At 39.0% G+C, this 18,898-nt stretch carries 14 protein-coding genes; 9 read left to right on the top strand and 5 right to left on the bottom strand.

Translation table 11 applies throughout. The features are described from left to right. Positions 1–259 precede the first annotated feature (259 nt). The 3 genes from ACT6XC_RS03390 to ACT6XC_RS03380 all read left to right on the top strand — a co-directional run bounded on the left by ACT6XC_RS03390 (position 260) and on the right by ACT6XC_RS03380 (position 3,303). Entirely contained in the window at positions 260–1,384 is a 1,125-nt protein-coding gene (locus ACT6XC_RS03390) for an NAD(P) transhydrogenase subunit alpha (protein ID WP_443738139.1), read from the top strand. A gap of 147 nt (positions 1,385–1,531) precedes the next feature. Continuing rightward, a complete protein-coding gene (locus ACT6XC_RS03385) occupies positions 1,532–1,828 on the top strand; it encodes an NAD(P) transhydrogenase subunit alpha (protein ID WP_443738138.1) in 297 nt (98 codons plus the stop codon). A 47-nt stretch (positions 1,829–1,875) separates the two neighbouring features. Beyond that, on the top strand, positions 1,876–3,303 hold the full coding sequence (locus ACT6XC_RS03380) for an NAD(P)(+) transhydrogenase (Re/Si-specific) subunit beta (protein WP_443740798.1): 1,428 nt from the start codon (positions 1,876–1,878) through the stop codon (positions 3,301–3,303). A 62-nt stretch (positions 3,304–3,365) separates the two neighbouring features. Here the strand turns inward: ACT6XC_RS03380 and ACT6XC_RS03375 are convergent, their stop codons facing one another. After that, positions 3,366–5,033: a Na/Pi cotransporter family protein gene (locus tag ACT6XC_RS03375; protein ID WP_443740797.1), complete on the bottom strand. Its 1,668-nt coding sequence runs from the start codon at positions 5,031–5,033 to the stop codon at positions 3,366–3,368. A 320-nt stretch (positions 5,034–5,353) separates the two neighbouring features. On the opposite strand from ACT6XC_RS03375, the gene ACT6XC_RS03370 reads away from it, so the two are divergent. After that, on the top strand, positions 5,354–6,130 hold the full coding sequence (locus ACT6XC_RS03370; RefSeq protein ID WP_443740796.1) for a hypothetical protein: 777 nt from the start codon (positions 5,354–5,356) through the stop codon (positions 6,128–6,130). Between the two features lie 14 nt (positions 6,131–6,144). Here ACT6XC_RS03370 and ACT6XC_RS03365 read toward each other — a convergent pair whose 3' ends face one another. After that, on the bottom strand, positions 6,145–7,716 hold the full coding sequence (locus ACT6XC_RS03365; protein WP_443740795.1) for an OmpA family protein: 1,572 nt from the start codon (positions 7,714–7,716) through the stop codon (positions 6,145–6,147). Positions 7,717–7,873: 157 nt separating this feature from the next. On the opposite strand from ACT6XC_RS03365, the gene argC reads away from it, so the two are divergent. From argC to ettA, 3 genes are all read left to right on the top strand, one after another. Continuing rightward, entirely contained in the window at positions 7,874–8,833 is a 960-nt protein-coding gene (argC, locus tag ACT6XC_RS03360; RefSeq protein ID WP_443740794.1) for an N-acetyl-gamma-glutamyl-phosphate reductase, read from the top strand. A gap of 178 nt (positions 8,834–9,011) precedes the next feature. Further along, positions 9,012–10,130, top strand: coding sequence for an ABC transporter ATP-binding protein (locus ACT6XC_RS03355; RefSeq protein ID WP_443740793.1), 1,119 nt, complete (start codon positions 9,012–9,014; stop codon positions 10,128–10,130). 106 nt (positions 10,131–10,236) lie between these two features. Continuing rightward, positions 10,237–12,000 (top strand): energy-dependent translational throttle protein EttA, encoded by a 1,764-nt coding sequence (gene ettA / locus ACT6XC_RS03350; protein ID WP_443740792.1) that lies wholly within the window; start codon positions 10,237–10,239, stop codon positions 11,998–12,000. An 81-nt stretch (positions 12,001–12,081) separates the two neighbouring features. Here the strand turns inward: ettA and ACT6XC_RS03345 are convergent, their stop codons facing one another. After that, entirely contained in the window at positions 12,082–12,804 is a 723-nt protein-coding gene (locus ACT6XC_RS03345; RefSeq protein WP_443740791.1) for a TMEM165/GDT1 family protein, read from the bottom strand. Between the two features lie 346 nt (positions 12,805–13,150). Here ACT6XC_RS03345 and ACT6XC_RS03340 point away from each other — a divergent pair, with 346 nt between their 5' ends. Further along, positions 13,151–13,945, top strand: coding sequence for a hypothetical protein (locus ACT6XC_RS03340; protein WP_443740790.1), 795 nt, complete (start codon positions 13,151–13,153; stop codon positions 13,943–13,945). Here the strand turns inward: ACT6XC_RS03340 and ACT6XC_RS03335 are convergent, their stop codons facing one another. Next, positions 13,946–16,117, bottom strand: a complete 2,172-nt coding sequence (locus ACT6XC_RS03335; protein WP_443740789.1) for a radical SAM protein — start codon at positions 16,115–16,117, stop codon at positions 13,946–13,948. It abuts the gene before it with no gap. A 556-nt stretch (positions 16,118–16,673) separates the two neighbouring features. Here ACT6XC_RS03335 and ACT6XC_RS03330 point away from each other — a divergent pair. Beyond that, complete coding sequence (locus ACT6XC_RS03330; RefSeq protein WP_443740788.1) at positions 16,674–18,419, top strand: 1-deoxy-D-xylulose-5-phosphate synthase; 1,746 nt, start codon at positions 16,674–16,676, stop codon at positions 18,417–18,419. 210 nt (positions 18,420–18,629) lie between these two features. Here the strand turns inward: ACT6XC_RS03330 and ACT6XC_RS03325 are convergent, their stop codons facing one another. Continuing rightward, complete coding sequence (locus tag ACT6XC_RS03325) at positions 18,630–18,821, bottom strand: hypothetical protein (RefSeq protein WP_443738125.1); 192 nt, start codon at positions 18,819–18,821, stop codon at positions 18,630–18,632. Positions 18,822–18,898 lie beyond the last annotated feature (77 nt).

Raw genomic sequence — 18,898 nt, 5'->3', positions numbered from 1 at the left:
AAGATTACGAGCTGATAGGTTAATGTTCTACATCAGTTTCTTCATCTCATCAAGAGCAGGTAAAACATTCTGATTGGAAACCTTTTTTATAGGGAATTATATTTTACTGCTTACCCGTTCACGAATTTTATATCTTCAAATTTGCGTGTTTTTAAATTCAGCCTTAAAATTAAAATAGTTTATTCAAAAAAACAGCACATTTTGGCAATTTGCTTTTGCTGTGCAAAAAAATTCCAATTAAAAAGGAGTGCATAGTTTTATGAAAAAAGTTCTTGTCTGTCGGGAAAAAGACGAAAGAGAAACACGTGTTTCACTTATTCCCGACGATGTAAAAAAACTTATTTCAATGGGTTTTGAAATCAAAGTGGTTTCTAAAGCAGGTTTAAAAAGTGGTTTTAGCGATGAAGCGTACAAAAATGCTGGTGCGCAAATTGTCGATTCTGAAGAAAACGCATATTCAGATTCGCAGATTATCGTCCGCATTATGAAGCCAGAAAGCATAAAAGGCATTCAAAAAGATTCGTTGCATTTAAGTTACATGGATCCGTTCAATCAAAAAGAACTCCTTAACGAATTTGCTTCTCAAGGTGTTCAAGCCGTTTCTCTCGAAATGATTCCGCGCACAACCCTTGCACAAAAAATGGACGTTCAGTCTTCGCAAACTTCTCTTGCAGGCTATGTTGCCGTTTTGAACGCGGCTTCCCACCTGCCAAAAGCCCTCCCAATGATGGTAACTCCGGCAGGAACAATCAATCCTGCGCGTGTTTTTGTAATCGGTGTCGGAGTTGCAGGTTTGCAGGCAATTGCAACGGCAAAGCGACTTGGAGCACGCGTTGACGCCTTTGACACCCGTCCTGTTGTCGAAGAACAGGTAAAATCCCTCGGAGCGTCATTCTTAAAAATCGACCTTGGAGAAATGGGACAAACTGCTCAGGGTTATGCAAAAGAACTTACTCCTGAACAGATTGCAAAGCAGAAAGAAGCGCAGGCAAAAATTTGCGAAAAATCAAACATCGTTATTACGACGGCAAAAGTTTTTGGCCGCAAAGCACCTCGTCTTATCGAAAAAAACGTTCTTGACCGTATGATGCCAGGTTCAATCGTTGTTGATATGGCTTGCTCAACTGGCGGAAATGTTGAAGGTTCTAAACTTTTTGAAAATGTCATAACAGAAAACGGCGTGACGATTATGTCCGGCGACATGCTCGAACGACAGGTTCCTTACGATGCGTCAAAAATGTTCTCAGGAAACATAACGGCCTTCCTTACACATTTTTACGACAAAGAAACAAAAGAATTTAACGTAAACCTCGAAGACGAAATAATGAAAGGGTGTCTGTTAACACAGGGCGGAAAAATTATCCACGAAAGATTTAAGAACTAAAATTTTGTGGCAGTTTTTCCACTTTTGATAAAGCCAGCAGGATTTTAAGGGCGCAGCCCTTAGGAGAATGGGGTGTCGCCACAACGAAGTGTGGCGCAGGGGAAAGGCTTTTCCCCTGCTTTTTTATATTTTTAACTGGAGAAAATTATGGATATAATGCTTATTTTTGTTTTCGTAATTGCGGCTTTTTTGGGACTCGAACTTATTGCTAAAGTTCCAAGCCAGCTTCATACACCGCTTATGTCGGGAACTAACGCAATTTCAGGAATTACTGTTGTCGGAGCGGTGAGCATTACGGCGGTTGCTGTTAAAGCCGGTGGAAAACTTGGTGCAATCTTGGGTTTTCTGGCGATTGTTTTTGCAACTATCAACGTAATCGGTGGATACATGGTTACTGACCGCATGCTCGGAATGTTCAAGAAAAAGGACGATTCTAAAAAATAAATTCAACCTTCATTGCTTCGTAATGATTTACATTTTAGGAGAAATTGATGAACGATATATTTATTAAAATTTTGTATATGATTTCGTGTATTTTCTTTATCCGCGGAATCAAACTTATGGGAAAAACTCCGACTGCACGAAAAGGAAACCTTCTTTCTTCTGTCGGCATGTTAATTGCTGTAATTACGGTTCTGTGCGAAAACGAGGTTCTAGGTTCGTGGAATTCGGCAAACTGGCTGGCAAACGGATATGTTTGGATCGCAGTCGCAATTCTCTTAGGAACAATAATCGGCGCAATCTGGTCTAAAAAAGTTCAGATGACGGGAATGCCGGAACTTGTTGCTTTGTTCAACGGTTTTGGCGGTCTTTCTTCATTTTTAGTTGCTTTAACGCAGTATCTCTGCCAAAAAAAAGGCGACAGTTTTACAGCGATTTCTCTCGGTCTTACAATTGCAATCGGCGCAGTTGCATTTACAGGTTCGCTTGTTGCCTGGGGCAAACTGAGCGGAAAAATGACTTTTAAGGGCTGGAAAATTCCTGCAAAAAATGCGGTAAATGCGGTTTTGTGCGTAATTGGACTTGCAGCAATTGTGTCGTATTCGTTTTTTGACAGTGTGGCGGTTTGTGAAAGTTTGAATGTTGGTCAACTGGGAATTATCGTTTCGAGCGCAGCCTTTTTGATTCTTGGCTTTACGATGGTAATTCCAATCGGTGGCGGTGATATGCCGGTTATTATTTCGTTCTTGAACGCACTTTCTGGTCTTGCGGCGGCTTTTGCCGGTTTTGCAATCAACAACACAGTTCTCGTTGTTTCCGGCTGTCTTGTCGGTGCTTCCGGCTTAATTTTAACTTTGATTATGTGCAAAGCCATGAACCGCACTTTCTCAAGTCTTTTATTCAAAAGTTTTGGCGGAGCAAAAAAGAAGGCTGGCAATGGTCCTGTAAAAGAACCAAAAGCCATGTCTGTCGAAGACGCTTATCTTATTCTCGAAGCTGCTAAAAACGTTGTAATTGTTCCAGGCTACGGAATGGCGGTTGCCCAAGCTCAGCACGCAGTAAAAGAGCTTTGCGACAAACTTGAGGCAAACGGCGCAGAAGTAAATTTTGCGATTCATCCAGTTGCAGGACGAATGCCTGGTCATATGAATGTTCTTTTGGCAGAAGCCAATGTTCCGTACGAGCAGTTAAAAACCGCAGACGAAATGAACGCTCAAATGAACAATGTTGATGTTGCAATCGTAATCGGCGCAAACGACGTAGTAAATCCAGACGCAATCAACGATAAATCAAGTCCACTCTACGGAATGCCGATTGTAAATGCTCACGAAGCGCGTACAGTCTTTGTCCTCAAGCGCGGAAGAGGAACAGGTTTTTCTGGCGTAGAAAATCCACTCTTTACAAACGACAACACAGTAATGCTTTACGGAGACGCAAAGCAGACCGTAACACAACTTGTTGCAGAATTTTCAGAATAAAATTTGAATTGATTTTATTTGTGTCCGCAAAAAAATGTCCGCATTTTTTTGCGGACATTTTTTTAGATAGCTTGAACTATAGTGTAGATGCAGTCGCCAGCTTTTTCAATTTTTCTTACCAGGTCAATATAAGCAAGTTCTGCTTTTACATCGCTTCCTGATTCAATTCGTTTGCGACTTTCGTATTTTAAACTCTTCTTTGTACGGTCAATTTCGTCTTCGAGTTTTTCGTATTCGTACTTCTGTTCACCCGTCATGCCAATCGTAAAGTTTACACAAACACGTTCATAGAACAGGCGAACCGATTCAAGATAACCACAGATTTTTTTTGTCTGGTCTGAAACAAAATTAAAACTTTCGCTTTCAATGTACTTTTTGAGCGTGTACATTATCGAAGAATTTTCATCACTCAAACTTTCAAGAGTATCTGTAATCGTCATTAAACGCAAAAAATGAATCCTGTCTTCATGGTTTGCATTCGGTAGTCGAGAAACATGCTGCAAAAAGTGAGTGATTGCTTCGTTCATTTCGTCAATATATTCTTCCAGCTGCTGAACCAAATCAACCGACTTTTCAACCTCAACTTCCTGAGGATTTCTGCCTGCGCTCGCAAGTGTATTCGAAATAATATCGAACATTTCCATTATTTTTGCAGACATTTTTGAAATTTCTTTCTGAATCTGAAAAAGGTAAACATCTGCCGAAACGTGGCTGTTAGGCAAAATTGCTGGAAATCTATAATGAGAATTGTTTTCTTCTGGAGTGGTTTTAATAATTTTAGTTGCAAGAAATGCAATCTGATCGACAAAAGGAAGGAAAATCAACGTAGAACAAACGTTAAAAATCGTATGGAGCATTGCAATATGAGTTGTAATATTTGAAGCTGGAGTTCCAGGAACAATCATATCAACAAGACTTAAGAAAGGTTTAAAGAAGCACAGAACAATTACAGTTCCCACAACGTTGAACATAACATGCACAAGCGCCGTACGTTTTGCATTGGTCGTAGCACCAAAAGCCGACATAACAGCATCAATCGTCGAACCAATATTACTTCCCAAAACCAAGGCAGCCGAAAGTTCCCAGGTTAAAAAGTTATTTGCCGCCATTGTAAGAACAATCGCTGTCATAGCCGAAGACGAATGTATAAAAGCCGTAACCGTTGCTCCGATAAAAACACCGAGCAAAAGTCCGCCAATTCCCAAATTCGTAAGATGCTGCAAAACTGCCGCCGACTCAGAAGTCAAGGTCAAGGTTTTTTGAAGAAGGTCAAGACCCATAAACAAAATTGCAAATCCCATAAAACAATCTGCAAAATTGTGAATCTTGAATTTTTTCATGCGTTTTAAAAGAAAACCAATTCCAAAAAGCGGAATTGCCGCATCAGCAATCGAAAAACTGAATCCGAAAAGCGAAACAATCCAGGCAGTAACAGTCGTACCAATGTTTGCACCAAAAATTACACCAATCGCCTGTTTGAGCGTAAGCATTTCCGCATTGACAAAACTCACAACCATTACGGTAGTAGCACCAGACGACTGAATAATCGCCGTAACGCCAATTCCGGTCAAAACCGCCGTAAATCTGTTTCCTGCAATTTTTCCAAGCAACTTCTGTAAATTACTTCCCGCACCTTTCTGAATCCCGTCGGAAAGCATATTCATTCCAAAAAGCAAAAGACACAGCGAGCCAACAAAACCAAAAACCTGAGCAAAAATGTTCAAAATCATAAAAAACTACTTACTTAAAAATAACAAAACTCGCCACATTTTAATCAATTTTTAATAAAAATGATAGGTAATTCACCAAAAAAAACATACAAGTTTTTACTTCTTAACCTTATTTTATTTTGGACGGCATTTTTTTTCGCAGTTTAGCCTCGCCTTTTCCGTAAAATTTTCCCAAAAACCGGCTGCTCTGGCTTCGCTCACGCTCATTGCCTCCGGCAACTCCGGCCGCCGCATCCGGCGTAAAATTTACTTTTTCGGTTTTTTACCTTTCAAATTCCAGGCCAATACACAAAACTCAAAATTCCAGTTATCATAAAAAAATGACAACTGGACAATTTAATATTTTTTCAAATTTTCGCAACGATTTTCGCACTTACTGCAAAAAACTTTCAGAAGAATTCTCTTCAATTCTAATTCCGCTTCAAAAAAACGCAGCGCAAAAAGACACTCCAGATTATCCTATCGAAAATTCAGTCGTTTACAACAACGCGCTCGACGAAATTACAGAACAAAGCCAAATTCGGCTGATTGTAATCGGCGACAATCCCGGAAAAGACGAGCAGTTGTCCAAAAATCAAAAATACCTTGTCGGTCAAAGCGGAAAAATAGCGACAAGTTTTTTTCAAAAAAATCCCGAATTCAATACTGATTTCCGCAAAAACGCGATAATTTTAAATAAAACGCCAGTTCACACGGCAAAAACAAAGCACATAAAATTTCTTTTGAGCAATGGCGACGAAAAAATCCAAAAACTGATTTTAGAAAGTCAGGTTTACATGGCTCAAAAAACCGCAGAACTTCACATTTCCCTCTGCCGTGCTGCGCAAACCGAAGCCGAAAAACCAGAAATTTTTCTTGTCGGCTACAGCGAACTCAAAAAAAACGGCATTTTTACCGAATACAAAAACGAGCTCATAAAAGCTTACTGTTCTGCTCCAGAAGAATGGAAAAAAGTTTTTGTATTTCAGCATTTTTCTATGAACCGTTTTTCAATCGACCTCAAAAGCTTTATGCTCGCTCAAAACGGCCAAGACATAGTTCAAGCAGCACACGCTCTCGGAACAATTCACAAAAACGAAATCTGGACTTTGCCGTAATTCCAAACCAAATTTTATTTTAAAATCGTAATTTCAACGCGGCGGTTTTGCGCCCTGCCTTCGTTTGTTTCGTTAGAAGCAACAGGTTTTGTTCCGCCAAATCCACGGCAAATAAACGCTCCAGCTTTTACACCACGCGCCTTGAGTTCTTCCGCAATTTTATGAGCGCGCTGTTCAGAAAGTTTTTGTTCGCCAGCTGGTTTTCCAACGCTTGCAGTATGGCCTTCAACCAGAAGCTGCGCATTTGGAGCCATTTTTAAAACCTCTGCAATTTCGTCAAGCCGCTCACTTTCTCCAGACAAAATCTGCGCACTGTCCGGAGCAAATTTAATGTCACGAATGCTCAGGCGGATTCCTGCCGAAACCTCTTCCGCAACAATATTGTTTTTTGGCAAAACGTCATCAACCTTTTCGAGAACAGTTTTTCCACCAGAAACTGTATTTTTTGTATTTTCTGCAACCGTTTCTTTTTTATCAAAATTATCAAAAATCTCATCTGGCACAAATTTTTCTGTTTTAACCGCGCCCGCTCCAGTTTTTTTGTCAGAACCAATTTTTTCTGCACTTTGTCCAGTTTTTGCCGGCGATTTTGTAGTTTTTTCGGCAGATGCAACTTTTTCAGACTTTTCAGTCGAAAGTTTTTTGTCAGAACCAATCACAGTTCCGTCAGAACCAAATTTTTCCGTTCCAGAATTTTTTTTATCCGTTCCGTTTTGTCCGTTCTTAACCGTCGCTACACGGTTTAACGCCGCCATAATTCTCTGAGAGTCAAATGCCGGCGGAAATTCCGTAAAAAGCGTAATCGTTCCTTTAAAATTTACCTGAGTTCCATCAATCCAAAAAAAAGTTTCGTCAACATTATCAATAGTCAAAATCGGCTCACCAGTTTCCTGCAAAACAATAATATCCGCCTTGTGCCCGCCACGCGCCTTTTGCAGCGAAGGATCTCCTCCAAAATCGCGGTTTTGCGCATCATAATAAGTCTGCCAAATTGCCTTAATTCTATAAACCGCCTGTCCTTTATAAGTTTCTGCGCCAGAAAAAGTATAAAGAACCTGCATCGGAATTTTTGTAAAAACACCTTTATTGAGCGGATCAACCGAACGTTCCGCCACAGCCTTCCAACTTTCTCCAACACTCACCTTTTCCGCAGTATAAGCCGGAAAACTTCTAAAACTCGGATAACCGTTATCCTTGTACATTGTAAGCTGCCCGTTTTTAGAAATATGAAAAACCGACTGAACCGCTTCGTGAATTCCTGCTCCAGCAGCCTGAGAATTACGCAAAGTTTCTTCCATAACATAAAAACTTCCGTCATACCACTGGTCATTTTCGTAAACAGAACCTTTTGCCTTAAAACGCATCAACGGAGGCTCACTCGGACTCACAAAAGAACGCACTTCCCTGCTCGTCAAACCGACATATTTTCCGTTCACATAACGGCGCAAGTTTGTCCGTTCCACAAGCGAATATCCGCCTTTTCCCGAATAATGCAATTTTACAGCCTGCGCCTGAGCAAAAATTTCGGTATCTGACGTCATAAAAAGAGCCATCAAAAAAAATATCCAAAAAGTTCTGTGTTTCATATCGTAATTATCGGCCAAAAAATATATATTTAAAGAAATCCGGGCGTTACTTTTGGCTTTACAGCCAAAAGTCGGGTCTTCCGTGGCTATCGGTGCTTTGCACCCGCTTTGCGGCCACTCCAACCCCTAACGCAAATAATTTTGGAGACGAAAAAAAATGGCTTACAAAGTTTTTATTGACGGCAAAGACGGCACAACTGGTCTTAAAATTTATGAACGTTTTGAAAAACGCAGCGACATCGAAATTCTTTTAATCGATGAGGAAAAACGCAAGGATCCTCAAGAACGTGCAAAAATGATAAACGCTTCCGACTTTACGTTCCTCTGTCTGCCAGACGCAGCCGCAATCGAGGCCGCAAATCTTTGCACAAACCCAAAAACCCGTATTTTAGACGCTTCAACAGCTCACCGCACAAACCCGGATTGGGCTTACGGTTTTCCAGAACTTTCAAAGGAACATCGCCAGAAAATCGAAACTTCAAACAGGGTTGCCGTTCCAGGCTGCTACGCTTCCGGTTTTATTTCTCTCGTTTATCCGCTTATCAAAAACGGAATAATCGCTCCAGATTATCCAGTTGTCTGCCATGCAGTGTCGGGATACTCAGGAGCAGGAAAAAAAGCAATCGCCCAGTACGAATCTACAGACCGCAATCCGGAATTAAAATCTCCTCGTCTTTATGCGCTCACACAAGAACACAAACACCTTCCGGAAATGCAAAAAATAAGCGGACTTTCATACAAACCGATTTTTAATCCTTATGTCTGCGATTATTTTGAAGGCATGACCGTAACAGTAAGCCTTTTTACAAGACTGTTACAAAAAAAACTCAACGGCCAGCAACTTACAGAAGTTTTTAAGGAACATTACAATTCCAGCCGGTTTGTAAAATGCGCAGATTTTTTGGGCAAAGGCACTCTTACGGAAAATTTTATCCCTGCAAACACACTCGCCGGCACAAACAGCATGCAGATTTTTGTCTGTGGCAACGACGAAAGACTGGTTCTTACAAGCCGCTTTGACAATTTGGGCAAAGGAGCAAGCGGAGCCGCCGTTCAATGCATGAATATTATGATGGGAATTGACGAATCTACAGGCTTAACTTACGCCGGATTGTAGTGGTTGCAAAGCAAGTCCGAAGGACCGCAGCCACGAAAAGCCGGATAGACGGTTAACTTCGTCCATATAAAAAACTGCGTTTTAAAGTGTTTTGCGTACTCAGATTATTGATTTTGATACTTATTAAATGTTATTATAATGAAAGTAATTTTTAATTTATTACTGTTAAGAGGATTAAATGGCTAAGATTGAACTTAAAGGTATTACAAAAATCTACGACGGCAACGTTCTTGCTGTAGAAAGATCTAATGTAACAATTGAAGACCGCGAATTTTGTGTATTCGTAGGTCCGTCTGGTTGTGGTAAATCTACAACTCTCCGCATGATTGCTGGTCTTGAAGACATTACTGGTGGTCAGCTTTTAATTGATGGCGAAGTTATGAACGATGTTCCGCCAAGAGACCGCAACATTGCCATGGTTTTCCAGGATTATGCTCTTTATCCACACATGACAGTTTACGACAACATGGCTTATGGTCTTAAAATCCGCAAAATTGACAAAGAAGAAATTGATCGTCGTGTTCGCGAAGCTTCTAAAATTCTTGACCTCGATACATATCTCGACCGCAAACCAAAGGCTCTTTCTGGCGGTCAGCGTCAGCGTGTTGCTGTAGGACGTGCAATCGTTCGTTCTCCAAAAGTATTCTTGTTCGACGAACCACTTTCTAACCTTGACGCAAAACTCCGCGTTCAGATGCGTGCAGAGATTTCTGCTCTCCACAGCCGTCTTCAGGCAACAATGATTTACGTAACACACGACCAGATTGAAGCTATGACAATGGGTACAAAAATCGTTGTAATGTCAGAAAAACGCATTCAGCAGATTGGCGCTCCACTTTATCTTTACAATCACCCGATTAACAAATTCGTTGCGGGATTTATCGGAACACCTCCAATGAACTTCTTCAAAATGAAGATTGAAGCAAACGGTGATAAAGTTGTAGCAAACGAAGGAACATTCAAACTCGTTCCAACAGAAAACCAGCAGAAACACCTTAAGGCTTATGTTGGAAAAGAAGTATGGTTCGGCGTTCGTCCAGAAGACCTTATTTATCAGGATGTTCCAGCAGCAGAAAACAATATTTCTGTAAAAGTTACAAACAAAGAACCACTCGGTGCAGAAACACACGTTTTTGTACAGATTCAGAACACAAAGGTTGTTGCAAAATGCCACCCTACTGTAAATCCAAAACTTGGCGACACAGTAAACTTTGTTCCAAGAATGGACAAATGTAAGTTCTTTGATTTTGACACAGAAATCAACATCTGCGAACCAGAAATCGAAAAAACATGGTAATTTAAGCTATATATGCAGACCAGCCGAAAGGCTGGTTTTTTTATGCAAATTTACACAAATTTTCCGGTGTCTATAACTAAATGAAAACTTCTGTTATACTGATTTTATGGCTAAAACATTCGACGACAAAAAAATCATTTATACCATGGACCGCGTTAGTCGCGCTTATGGTACAAAAGTAGTTCTTAAAGACATTTCGATTTCTTATTACTACGGTGCTAAAATTGGTGTTATCGGTGAAAACGGTGCCGGTAAGTCTTCGCTTTTTAAGATTTTTGCTGGAATTGATAAAGATTACACTGGCGAAACTCAACTTTTGCCGGGATATTCAATGGGCTATCTTGAGCAGGAGCCTTATCTTGAACCAGGAAAAACAGTTCTTGAAGTAGTAAAAGAAGGCGTTAAACCAATTACAGACCTTCTTGAAGAATTTGATAAAGTTAACGAAGCTTTTGGCGATCCTGACGCTGATTTTGACAAACTTTGTGCACGCCAGGCAGAAATTCAGGAAAAACTCGATGCCGCAGATGCCTGGAATTTGGACAATAATCTTGAACTCGCAATGGACGCACTACGCTGTCCTCCGCCAGACCAAATTGTTGATGTCCTTTCTGGAGGAGAACGTCGCCGTGTCGCTTTGTGCCGTCTTCTTTTGCAAAAACCGGACATTCTGCTTTTGGACGAACCAACAAACCATCTCGATGCAGAAACTGTCGCATGGCTTGAACGCCATTTAAAAGATTATCCGGGAACAATTATTGCAATTACTCACGACCGTTACTTTTTGGACAATGTTGCTGGCTGGATTTTGGAAATGGATCGAGGCGAAGGTTATCCGTTCAAAGGAAACTATTCTGAATGGCTCGAAGCAAAACAAAAACGTCTTGAACTTGAAGAAAAACAGGCAAGCGTTCGTCAGCGCGAAATGAAAGAAGAATTGGAATGGATTCACGCAGGAGCAAAAGGCCGTCAGGCAAAACACAAGGAACACATTACAAAATACGAAGCGCTCCTTGCCGAAGAATCAAAACGAATTCAGCTTAAAGACAGCCAGATTTCTATTCCAGCAGGTCCACGCCTCGGAAACGTTGTGATTGATGCTGAAAAATTAACTAAATCTTTTGGCGACAAACTTCTTTTTGAAAACCTTGACTTCCATATTCCTGCTGGAGCTGTTGTTGGAATTGTCGGTCCAAACGGCGCAGGAAAAACAACTCTCTTCAAAATGATTGCAAGCGCCGCTGGACAGGATATTGAATTACCTGACGGAACAACAGGAAAAGAACTTCCTGATTCTGGAAAACTCAAGATCGGCAAAACCGTAAAATTGGTTTATGTGGACCAGATGCGCTCAAAACTCGATCCAAACAAAACAATTTACGAAACTTTGAGTGGAGGAAGCGACCTTGTAAAGCTTGGTGCCGTAGACGAAAAAGGACGTCCGCTTAACGGTGCAGTTCGCGAAGTAAATGCCCACGCTTACTGTTCATGGTTCAATTTTAATTCTGCCGAGCAGAACAAAAAAATCAGCGTTCTTTCCGGTGGAGAAAAAAACCGCCTTAATATGGGACTTATGTTCAAAGAAGCAGGAAATGTTCTTCTTTTGGACGAACCTACAAACGATTTGGACATTTCGACAACACGTTCTCTCGAAGAAGCAATTAACAGTTTTGCTGGAGTTGTGCTTGTAGTAAGCCACGACCGTTACTTCCTGGACCGCGTTGCAACCCACATTCTTGCGTTTGAAAACAATTCGGACATTCACTTCTTTGAAGGAAACTGGTCTGAATACGTTGAATGGAAAAAGAGCGTTCTTGGAATTGATGATGAAGTTCCACACAAAACGGTGTACCGCAAACTTACGCGATAAAACATTCAAAAAACTAAAAAGCCCTGGCCATAAAAACCAAGGCTTTTTTTAATTGCAATTAAAAACTTTTTTCTTGAAAATTTATTTCGCCTTTGAATTTTTATTCAATTTTAACTGCAAAAGACAAAGACCTGCAAATATAACAGCAACAACTGCCAGAACAAACCAAACTGGAACAACCGCATCCGAGCCTTTTACCGCAAGACTTTCCTGCAAAAGCGACAATCCTTGATAAACCGTAAAAATTCCAAATCCGGCAAACAAAGCGAACGAAAGAATTTTCAAAATTCCATCCGGGGCCTTTGTTTTTAATAGATACCCAATTAACATTCCAATTATATCGGCAGCAAAAAGTCCGATTGAGCAAGCAAACCAAATGAGAAAAACTTTGCTCAATCCGTAATTTGCGCCAAAAGTTACTGCGGTCAGTTGCGTTTTGTCACCAAGTTCAGCAATAAAAAAAGTACAAAAAACTGCCAGCGGAGCAAATTTTATTTTATTTCCGTTTTCTTTTTCGTCTTCATCATTGTCCAATTTTAAAGTCGTTACGGCAAAATAAATAAAAGCGCCTGCTGCTACGAATTTCACAACCCATAAAAATGAATTCAAAAGTTCATTTAACGCTCCACCAATAAAAACTGCAATTCCGTTCAAGACAAAAACAGCCACCAAAGTTCCAAGAACAATGTCGCGGATTTTATATTTTGAAGTCATTCCTATCAAAAGCAACTGAGTTTTATCGCCAAATTCAGCAACAAAATCCGTAATCATAACCGTAAAGAATACCGCTAAAAAATTGTCCATCATTTTCTCCAAAAAATTAAAATAAGCAAAAAAAAGACCTGAGCAAAACTGCACAGGTCAAAATCTACAATTTTATGACGCATGCACAGAATTCCTATTTTTTCTGCACATGAGTCTCGCAAATTAAAGAAAGCCAGGTAAAACCAGTATGTTGACTTTCTACTTAAAAATAAGTCTGCTACTCCCTCAAGAGTTAAGTTATGTTTAAACTATAGCAAAATTATTTTTGTTAGGTGAATTTAAAAAATGTTAGTCTAAAACAACCATTTTTCGTCAAATTAAATTCACATTATTGCATTAGTCCGTCCATTTTTCTAAAATACTTCAATATAAGACATAAAACGTCATGCAAATTAAAAAAAACGAAAAGAAATTCACAGTTTTTATTTTTCTCACTTTTTTCTGCATTTTTGACAGTTTTTCGGCAGCGGTAAAGCATGTGTCGCCAATTGAAGGAATCGACTGGACTTTTGAAACAACAATGGGTTTTCAGACGCTAAACAACTCAATAATGTCAAAAGAATCCAATTCTGCTTCTATCAAAAAAGAAGTTCTTTTTTTCTACGGAATTTTATATCACGCATATTTAAACAAAATTCCTATGCTAAAAGCGCAGATGAATTTAGGTCTTAAGGAACACAAATTTATTTTATGGTCGGATAATCCAGATTTTAACCACTCAAACGAACAACTCAACGAACTTTTGCGTTGCATCGAAGTTGATGTTCAGTATCTTCTGCCTTCAGTTAGAATTTACAAAGGAACATTTATTCCATTTTTTGGTTATTCTTTCTACAATTATTCTTATTCAAAAAGTTTTTCTACCGCAAAAGACGACACTTTTAAATTCAACGCTTTTTCTGTTGGACTCGAATATAACACTAAAATTTCAAAATCAATCAGACATAACTATTATTTTTCGTTCGCACCGCTATTGTTCAACGAAAACCAGCACATAAAACCGTATCTTTATTTTAATTACGGAGCAGAAGCAATTTTTGACACAAAACCAGTCGCAGTCACGCTTTTTTTAGCTTTTAAAAACGGACTGAATGCGGATTCAAAACTTTTGCATAAAAAATCCTATGTCTTTTCAAATACAGAACTCGGACTTTCTTTTCATATTTCTCTCAACGGTTAATTACGGTAAAACGCACAATCCTCGACCGCGCATAATTTTTTCGTCAGAATCAGCATTTACTTCCTGCATTTCGCCCATATAATACCAGCGCAGTTTTTGACCGTGTTTTGTCTTTACACGAATTTTTTCACCGCCAAGCCAGAAAATTTTTTCTTTATCTTCAGGAAGAGGTTTTGAAAATTCAAAATCGCGCTTTTTTTCATATTTTTCAATCATTTTTTGAATAAAGTCTGGTCCAACATCTGGTTTTGGAACATTAAAACCAAACCACTTATAAACTGGTTTTTCTAAATTTCTGCCGTGCATCCACTCGTCAAGCGAAAATTCCAGTGCTTGGGCATATTTTTCGGAAGATTTTTCTCCTTCAAAATGCAAACCATTTTTTGCAAATAAAGGAATATTTTTTTCTGCAAGAACCTTTAATTCTGGGTGCAGACCTTTCTTCCATTCATCGTAAACCCGCGAATGTCTGGTCAAAACAAATTTATGCCAAAAACAACTGTCCAAAAGACCGTTTGCATAAAATTGCCGAAGAGTTTCCATCGAATTCATCAAATCCAAAGGTTTTTCAAACCAGTATCCAAAAATCATATAGGCATGAACCAAAACGCCAGCTTCCTTAAAAGCACAGCACGCTCCAACAATCGATTCCAAATCCGTACCTTTATGAATCGCGTTCAGTCCGTTTCCAGTAGCACTTTCAAGCCCGGCACTGACACCGACCAAACCGCCATAAGCCAAAAAATCTGCAATATCGCGAGTAAAATTTTTTTCAAAGCGGATATTTCCCCACCAACTCAAAGGAGATCCGTGAGCAATATTTTCTTTTGCAAAAGCAATCATTGCAGCAGGAGGCATAGCTTCGTCAACAAAATGAATTCCAAAAATATTTTTTTCTGTGCATTGTTTTAAAAGTCCTTCGTACAACAACTTTATATCCGTCATACAAAAACTTTTTACATAATCCAAAGTAACGTCGCAAAATGCGCATTTATGCCAATAACAGCCATGCGCCATATATGCTTTTATCCACGCTCCATCCGACCAAAGACGGTGCATTGGGTTTGTGTCGTCAATCAGCCGCGGATATTTTGAAAAATCAATATCCAAAAAGTTAGGAATTACGGATTTTGTCATTTGAATTTCATAATTCATTTCTTGAGAATTTGGTTTTGCTGGTTCCAAAATTTGAACGCTTTCCGTTCCACAAGAATCACCACGCAAAACAAACTGACGCAAATTATAAATTTCTTCCGTTTTTCGTTCTGTTTTTAAAATTTCCAGCAACTTTTTATAAGAAGCATATCCGCGGTCATAACTAATCGCATCGCAATATTTTGTCAGAGATTTTTCTTTTGTTTCGCGAAGTTCCGTATTAACAAAACCACCGCCAAAACTTACAAAAATTTTTTCTGAATATCTTTGCTTTAAGAATTTCCCAGTGGCCAAGGCTGCGGCAAAAACGCCCGGAAAAGGAATACTTACACAGACAAGAATTTTTTCATTTTTTTTGGCAGATTTTGCCTCAGAAAGCATTTTTTCAATTTCTGGAACAACTTCTTTTTCCAAAAGAGGAACATAAAATTCTTTTAAGATCGGGCTGTCAGCACCTTTTTCGATTTCGCTAAAAACAGATTCGCTTATCGTAAGACTTTCCGCATAGCGGACAAGACTAAAATTTCTGTCAAAAGCAACATTTATAAAATCCGCAAAATCAACCAACGCAAAACTTGCAAGACTTCGGGCATCGTCGGTCGTTAAATCGTGATCGAGATTTGCCAGAAAATTTTCCATTCGGTTTCCACGAGGAACATGCGCTCCAAAAACAAAGGCATGGGCACTTTCAAAACCTTTTCCACACAAGATTTGAACAATCCTGTCAATCCAATCAATCCAATTTTTTTTCTGACAGATATATCTGCGCAAGTTAAAGGCTGTATTTTCATCACTAGAATTTTCCGCTTTTTGGGCAAGTTTTAAAGCATTTTGTTCAGACAGCTCAAAAATTTTTTTCAGCCCGGATTTACAGAAAATTGAATAAAAAAGTTCGATATTTAAATCCAGCCACTTGGTCAGGCAGTTTTCACGCTTAAAAAAATCAGAAAGATACGCTCCGCTAGGATATGCAGTATTAAGTTGCATAACTGGAGGTTGAAGAATCAAAACATTCATAAAAATATTTTAACACATTTATCAAAATGAAAGAAATTACTCAGAAAAAGCCTTGACAGCAAAAAAAAAGCCCCAGAAAAAAATCTGCGAGCTACTGAGAATTAAATAACCAGAAAACTTTTAATGTTTTCTATAAAATCTATAATATCTCAAATTATTTTTTATAGCAATATTTTAACAAAAAATTAATGATGCCGAAAAATTGTTTTTTTAGAAGATTTACAATCTTTCCATTATAAAGCAGTTTCAAAGGTGCAAAATATCCGTTATGTAACATTACTTGTTCTATTGCTTCTGAATATGTCATTTATAAAAACCTTTTATCATCTTTTTAATCTAAGCTATTTTTCCTTTTTTTCTATGCCTTGGGGCGTTGCGGGGTGTCCCCGCTGGGTGGGTAGCGGAAAACCGAAGGATTGGAGCGAGGGAGGGGCTCCTCCCTTCTTTTATAAATTTCTTTTAAGAATTTTTTTTTTGTTTTTTTTCTTGTATAATTTTATATCGAATCTTTTAAGTAAGTTTTATTTATTTTTGAATTTTAGAGGTATTTAATTTCATGCTATTGGACAATATTTCTTCTCCTGCCGACTTAAAAAATCTTTCTTTTGACCAGCTTATTTCTCTTGCCAGCGAAATCCGCGAAGGTCTTTTTAACCGTCTTACGAAAAAAGGCGGACATTTTGGACCGAATTTTGGTTTTGTTGAAGCGACAATCGCCCTTCACTTTGTTTTTGACTCTCCTAAAGACAAAATTGTTTTTGATGTAAGCCATCAGTGTTATCCGCACAAAATGCTGACTGGCCGGGCGTATGGCTTTTTTGACGAAACTCAATTTTCAAAAATCAGCGGCTATTCTAATCCCGACGAAAGTGAACACGATTTTTTTAAGGTCGGACACACTTCAACGGCCGTAAGTCTTGCCTGTGGTCTTGCAAAAGCACGCGACCTAAAAAGTCAGAACGAAAATATTATTGCAGTTCTTGGCGACGGTTCTTTGAGTGGCGGCGAAGCGCTCGAGGCACTGGATTTTGCCGGTGAACAAAATTCGAATTTTATCGTAGTTTTAAACGACAACGATATGTCAATTGCAGAAAACCACGGAGGAATTTACAAAAACCTAAAAGAATTGCGAGAATCGAACGGAAAATACACGTCAAACATTTTTAAATCGTTCGGACTAGACTACATTTACGTGGACAAAGGCAACGACATTCCGTCTTTAATCGAAGCATTCCAGAAAGTAAAGAACATTGATCATCCAATTGTTGTACACATAAATACGCTCAAAGGCTGCGGCTACAAACCAGCAGAAGAAAACAAAGAACTTTGGCACTGGACAGCGCCTTTTAACCGTCAGACAGCAGAACGTCCAGTTGCTAATGCAGAAAATTACAACACTATGACGGCAGAATTTCTTCTCAAAAAAATGACCGCTGATTCAACAGTCGCATTTGTCTGCCCGGCAGTTCCAGCAAATTTTGGCTTTACAAAACAAAACCGCGAAAAAGCCGGCAAGCAGTTTATCGACACGGGAATTACCGAAGAACACGCAATCGCACTCGTAAGCGCAATGGCAAAAAACGGAACAAAACCTGTTTTTGGCACACATTCAAGTTTTATCCAAAGAACTTACGATCAATTGAGCCAGGATTTATGTATCAATAAAAATCCGGCAACACTTCTCGTAAATACAGCAAGCGTCTGGGGAATGAACGATATAACCCATCTTGGAATTTTCGATATTCCTTTAATGTCAAACATTCCGGAACTTGTTTACCTTGCACCCACGAATTGCGAAGAATATTTTTCTATGCTCGACTGGTCAATTGAACAAAATAAATTTCCAGTTGCAATCAGGATGCCATGCAACGGCATAATCCACACAACAGAACCTGTTCAAAAAGATTATTCGGATTTAAATAAATACAAAATTACGCAAAACGGAAGCAAAATTGCAATTCTGGCACTTGGCGACTTTTTCCAGCTCGGAGAAAAAACGGCAGATTATATCGAACAGCAGAGCGGACAAAAACCAACGCTCATAAATCCGCGCTACATTACAGGTCTGGACAAAGAACTTTTGATCGAACTCAAAAAAACGCACGAAAAAATAATCACACTCGAAGACGGAATTTTGGACGGTGGGTTTGGACAAAAAATTGCGTCTTTTTACGGCGCGTCGCCAGTCAAAGTGTACAATTTTGGCTTAAAAAAGGAATTTCTCGACCGTTACAACGCACCTGAAATCCTAAAAAATAATCATCTTACTCCAGAACAAATCTGGCAAGATATAAAAAATTAAATGGGCGACTTTGGGACTTCGTTTATGCACATAAAAACTGTCAAAAAATAATAAAATTTACAAATAAAAGAAAAAAACAGTTTTTAGCAAGTCCCAAACCGGGCTATCCGCCATTATCATTCTAAAAAAGCCGGATAATTAAAAAATTACCCGGCTTTTTTAGAACGCCTTCGGCGTGGCTCCTATCCCTGTCGCAAAACGCTCAAAAATTCAATCTTCATCCCAGGCATCATAATCACCTTTAGAACTTTTTAGAGCACTCCAGCCAGCAGATTTTTCTTCCAACATTTCGGCATCTTCCCTGCCCTGAAAATTCGTCCACTGCGTAAATTCATGCGGTTTGATTTTATTCAACTCACAATTTTTATTTTTTTCTTTTAAATCTTCAATTCCATTCGCCATAAGTTATCCTTATTTTACATTATTTAAACTAAAAAAAGCATCCGTTTTTAAGCAAGATTTCTTAAAAATGGATGCTT

This window comes from Treponema berlinense (assembly GCF_052273165.1).
Classification (GTDB): Bacteria; Spirochaetota; Spirochaetia; order Treponematales; family Treponemataceae; genus Treponema_D; species Treponema_D berlinense_A.
Note: the sequence above shows the minus strand (reverse complement) of the source record. Positions and strands in the feature narration are given on the sequence as shown.

What these genes read in the sequence shown, in the direction of transcription:
- ACT6XC_RS03340 (WP_443740790.1), top strand. Translation starts at nt 13,151, where the DNA reads ATGCAAATTAAAAAAAACGAAAAGAAATTCACAGTTTTTATTTTTCTC.
- argC (WP_443740794.1), top strand. Translation starts at nt 7,874, where the DNA reads ATGGCTTACAAAGTTTTTATTGACGGCAAAGACGGCACAACTGGTCTT.
- ACT6XC_RS03380 (WP_443740798.1), top strand. Translation starts at nt 1,876, where the DNA reads ATGAACGATATATTTATTAAAATTTTGTATATGATTTCGTGTATTTTC.
- ACT6XC_RS03335 (WP_443740789.1), bottom strand. Translation starts at nt 16,117, where the DNA reads ATGAATGTTTTGATTCTTCAACCTCCAGTTATGCAACTTAATACTGCA.
- ACT6XC_RS03330 (WP_443740788.1), top strand. Translation starts at nt 16,674, where the DNA reads ATGCTATTGGACAATATTTCTTCTCCTGCCGACTTAAAAAATCTTTCT.
- ACT6XC_RS03370 (WP_443740796.1), top strand. Translation starts at nt 5,354, where the DNA reads ATGACAACTGGACAATTTAATATTTTTTCAAATTTTCGCAACGATTTT.
- ACT6XC_RS03365 (WP_443740795.1), bottom strand. Translation starts at nt 7,716, where the DNA reads ATGAAACACAGAACTTTTTGGATATTTTTTTTGATGGCTCTTTTTATG.
- ACT6XC_RS03390 (WP_443738139.1), top strand. Translation starts at nt 260, where the DNA reads ATGAAAAAAGTTCTTGTCTGTCGGGAAAAAGACGAAAGAGAAACACGT.
- ACT6XC_RS03325 (WP_443738125.1), bottom strand. Translation starts at nt 18,821, where the DNA reads ATGGCGAATGGAATTGAAGATTTAAAAGAAAAAAATAAAAATTGTGAG.
- ACT6XC_RS03355 (WP_443740793.1), top strand. Translation starts at nt 9,012, where the DNA reads ATGGCTAAGATTGAACTTAAAGGTATTACAAAAATCTACGACGGCAAC.
- ACT6XC_RS03375 (WP_443740797.1), bottom strand. Translation starts at nt 5,033, where the DNA reads ATGATTTTGAACATTTTTGCTCAGGTTTTTGGTTTTGTTGGCTCGCTG.
- ACT6XC_RS03385 (WP_443738138.1), top strand. Translation starts at nt 1,532, where the DNA reads ATGGATATAATGCTTATTTTTGTTTTCGTAATTGCGGCTTTTTTGGGA.
- ACT6XC_RS03345 (WP_443740791.1), bottom strand. Translation starts at nt 12,804, where the DNA reads ATGGACAATTTTTTAGCGGTATTCTTTACGGTTATGATTACGGATTTT.
- ettA (WP_443740792.1), top strand. Translation starts at nt 10,237, where the DNA reads ATGGCTAAAACATTCGACGACAAAAAAATCATTTATACCATGGACCGC.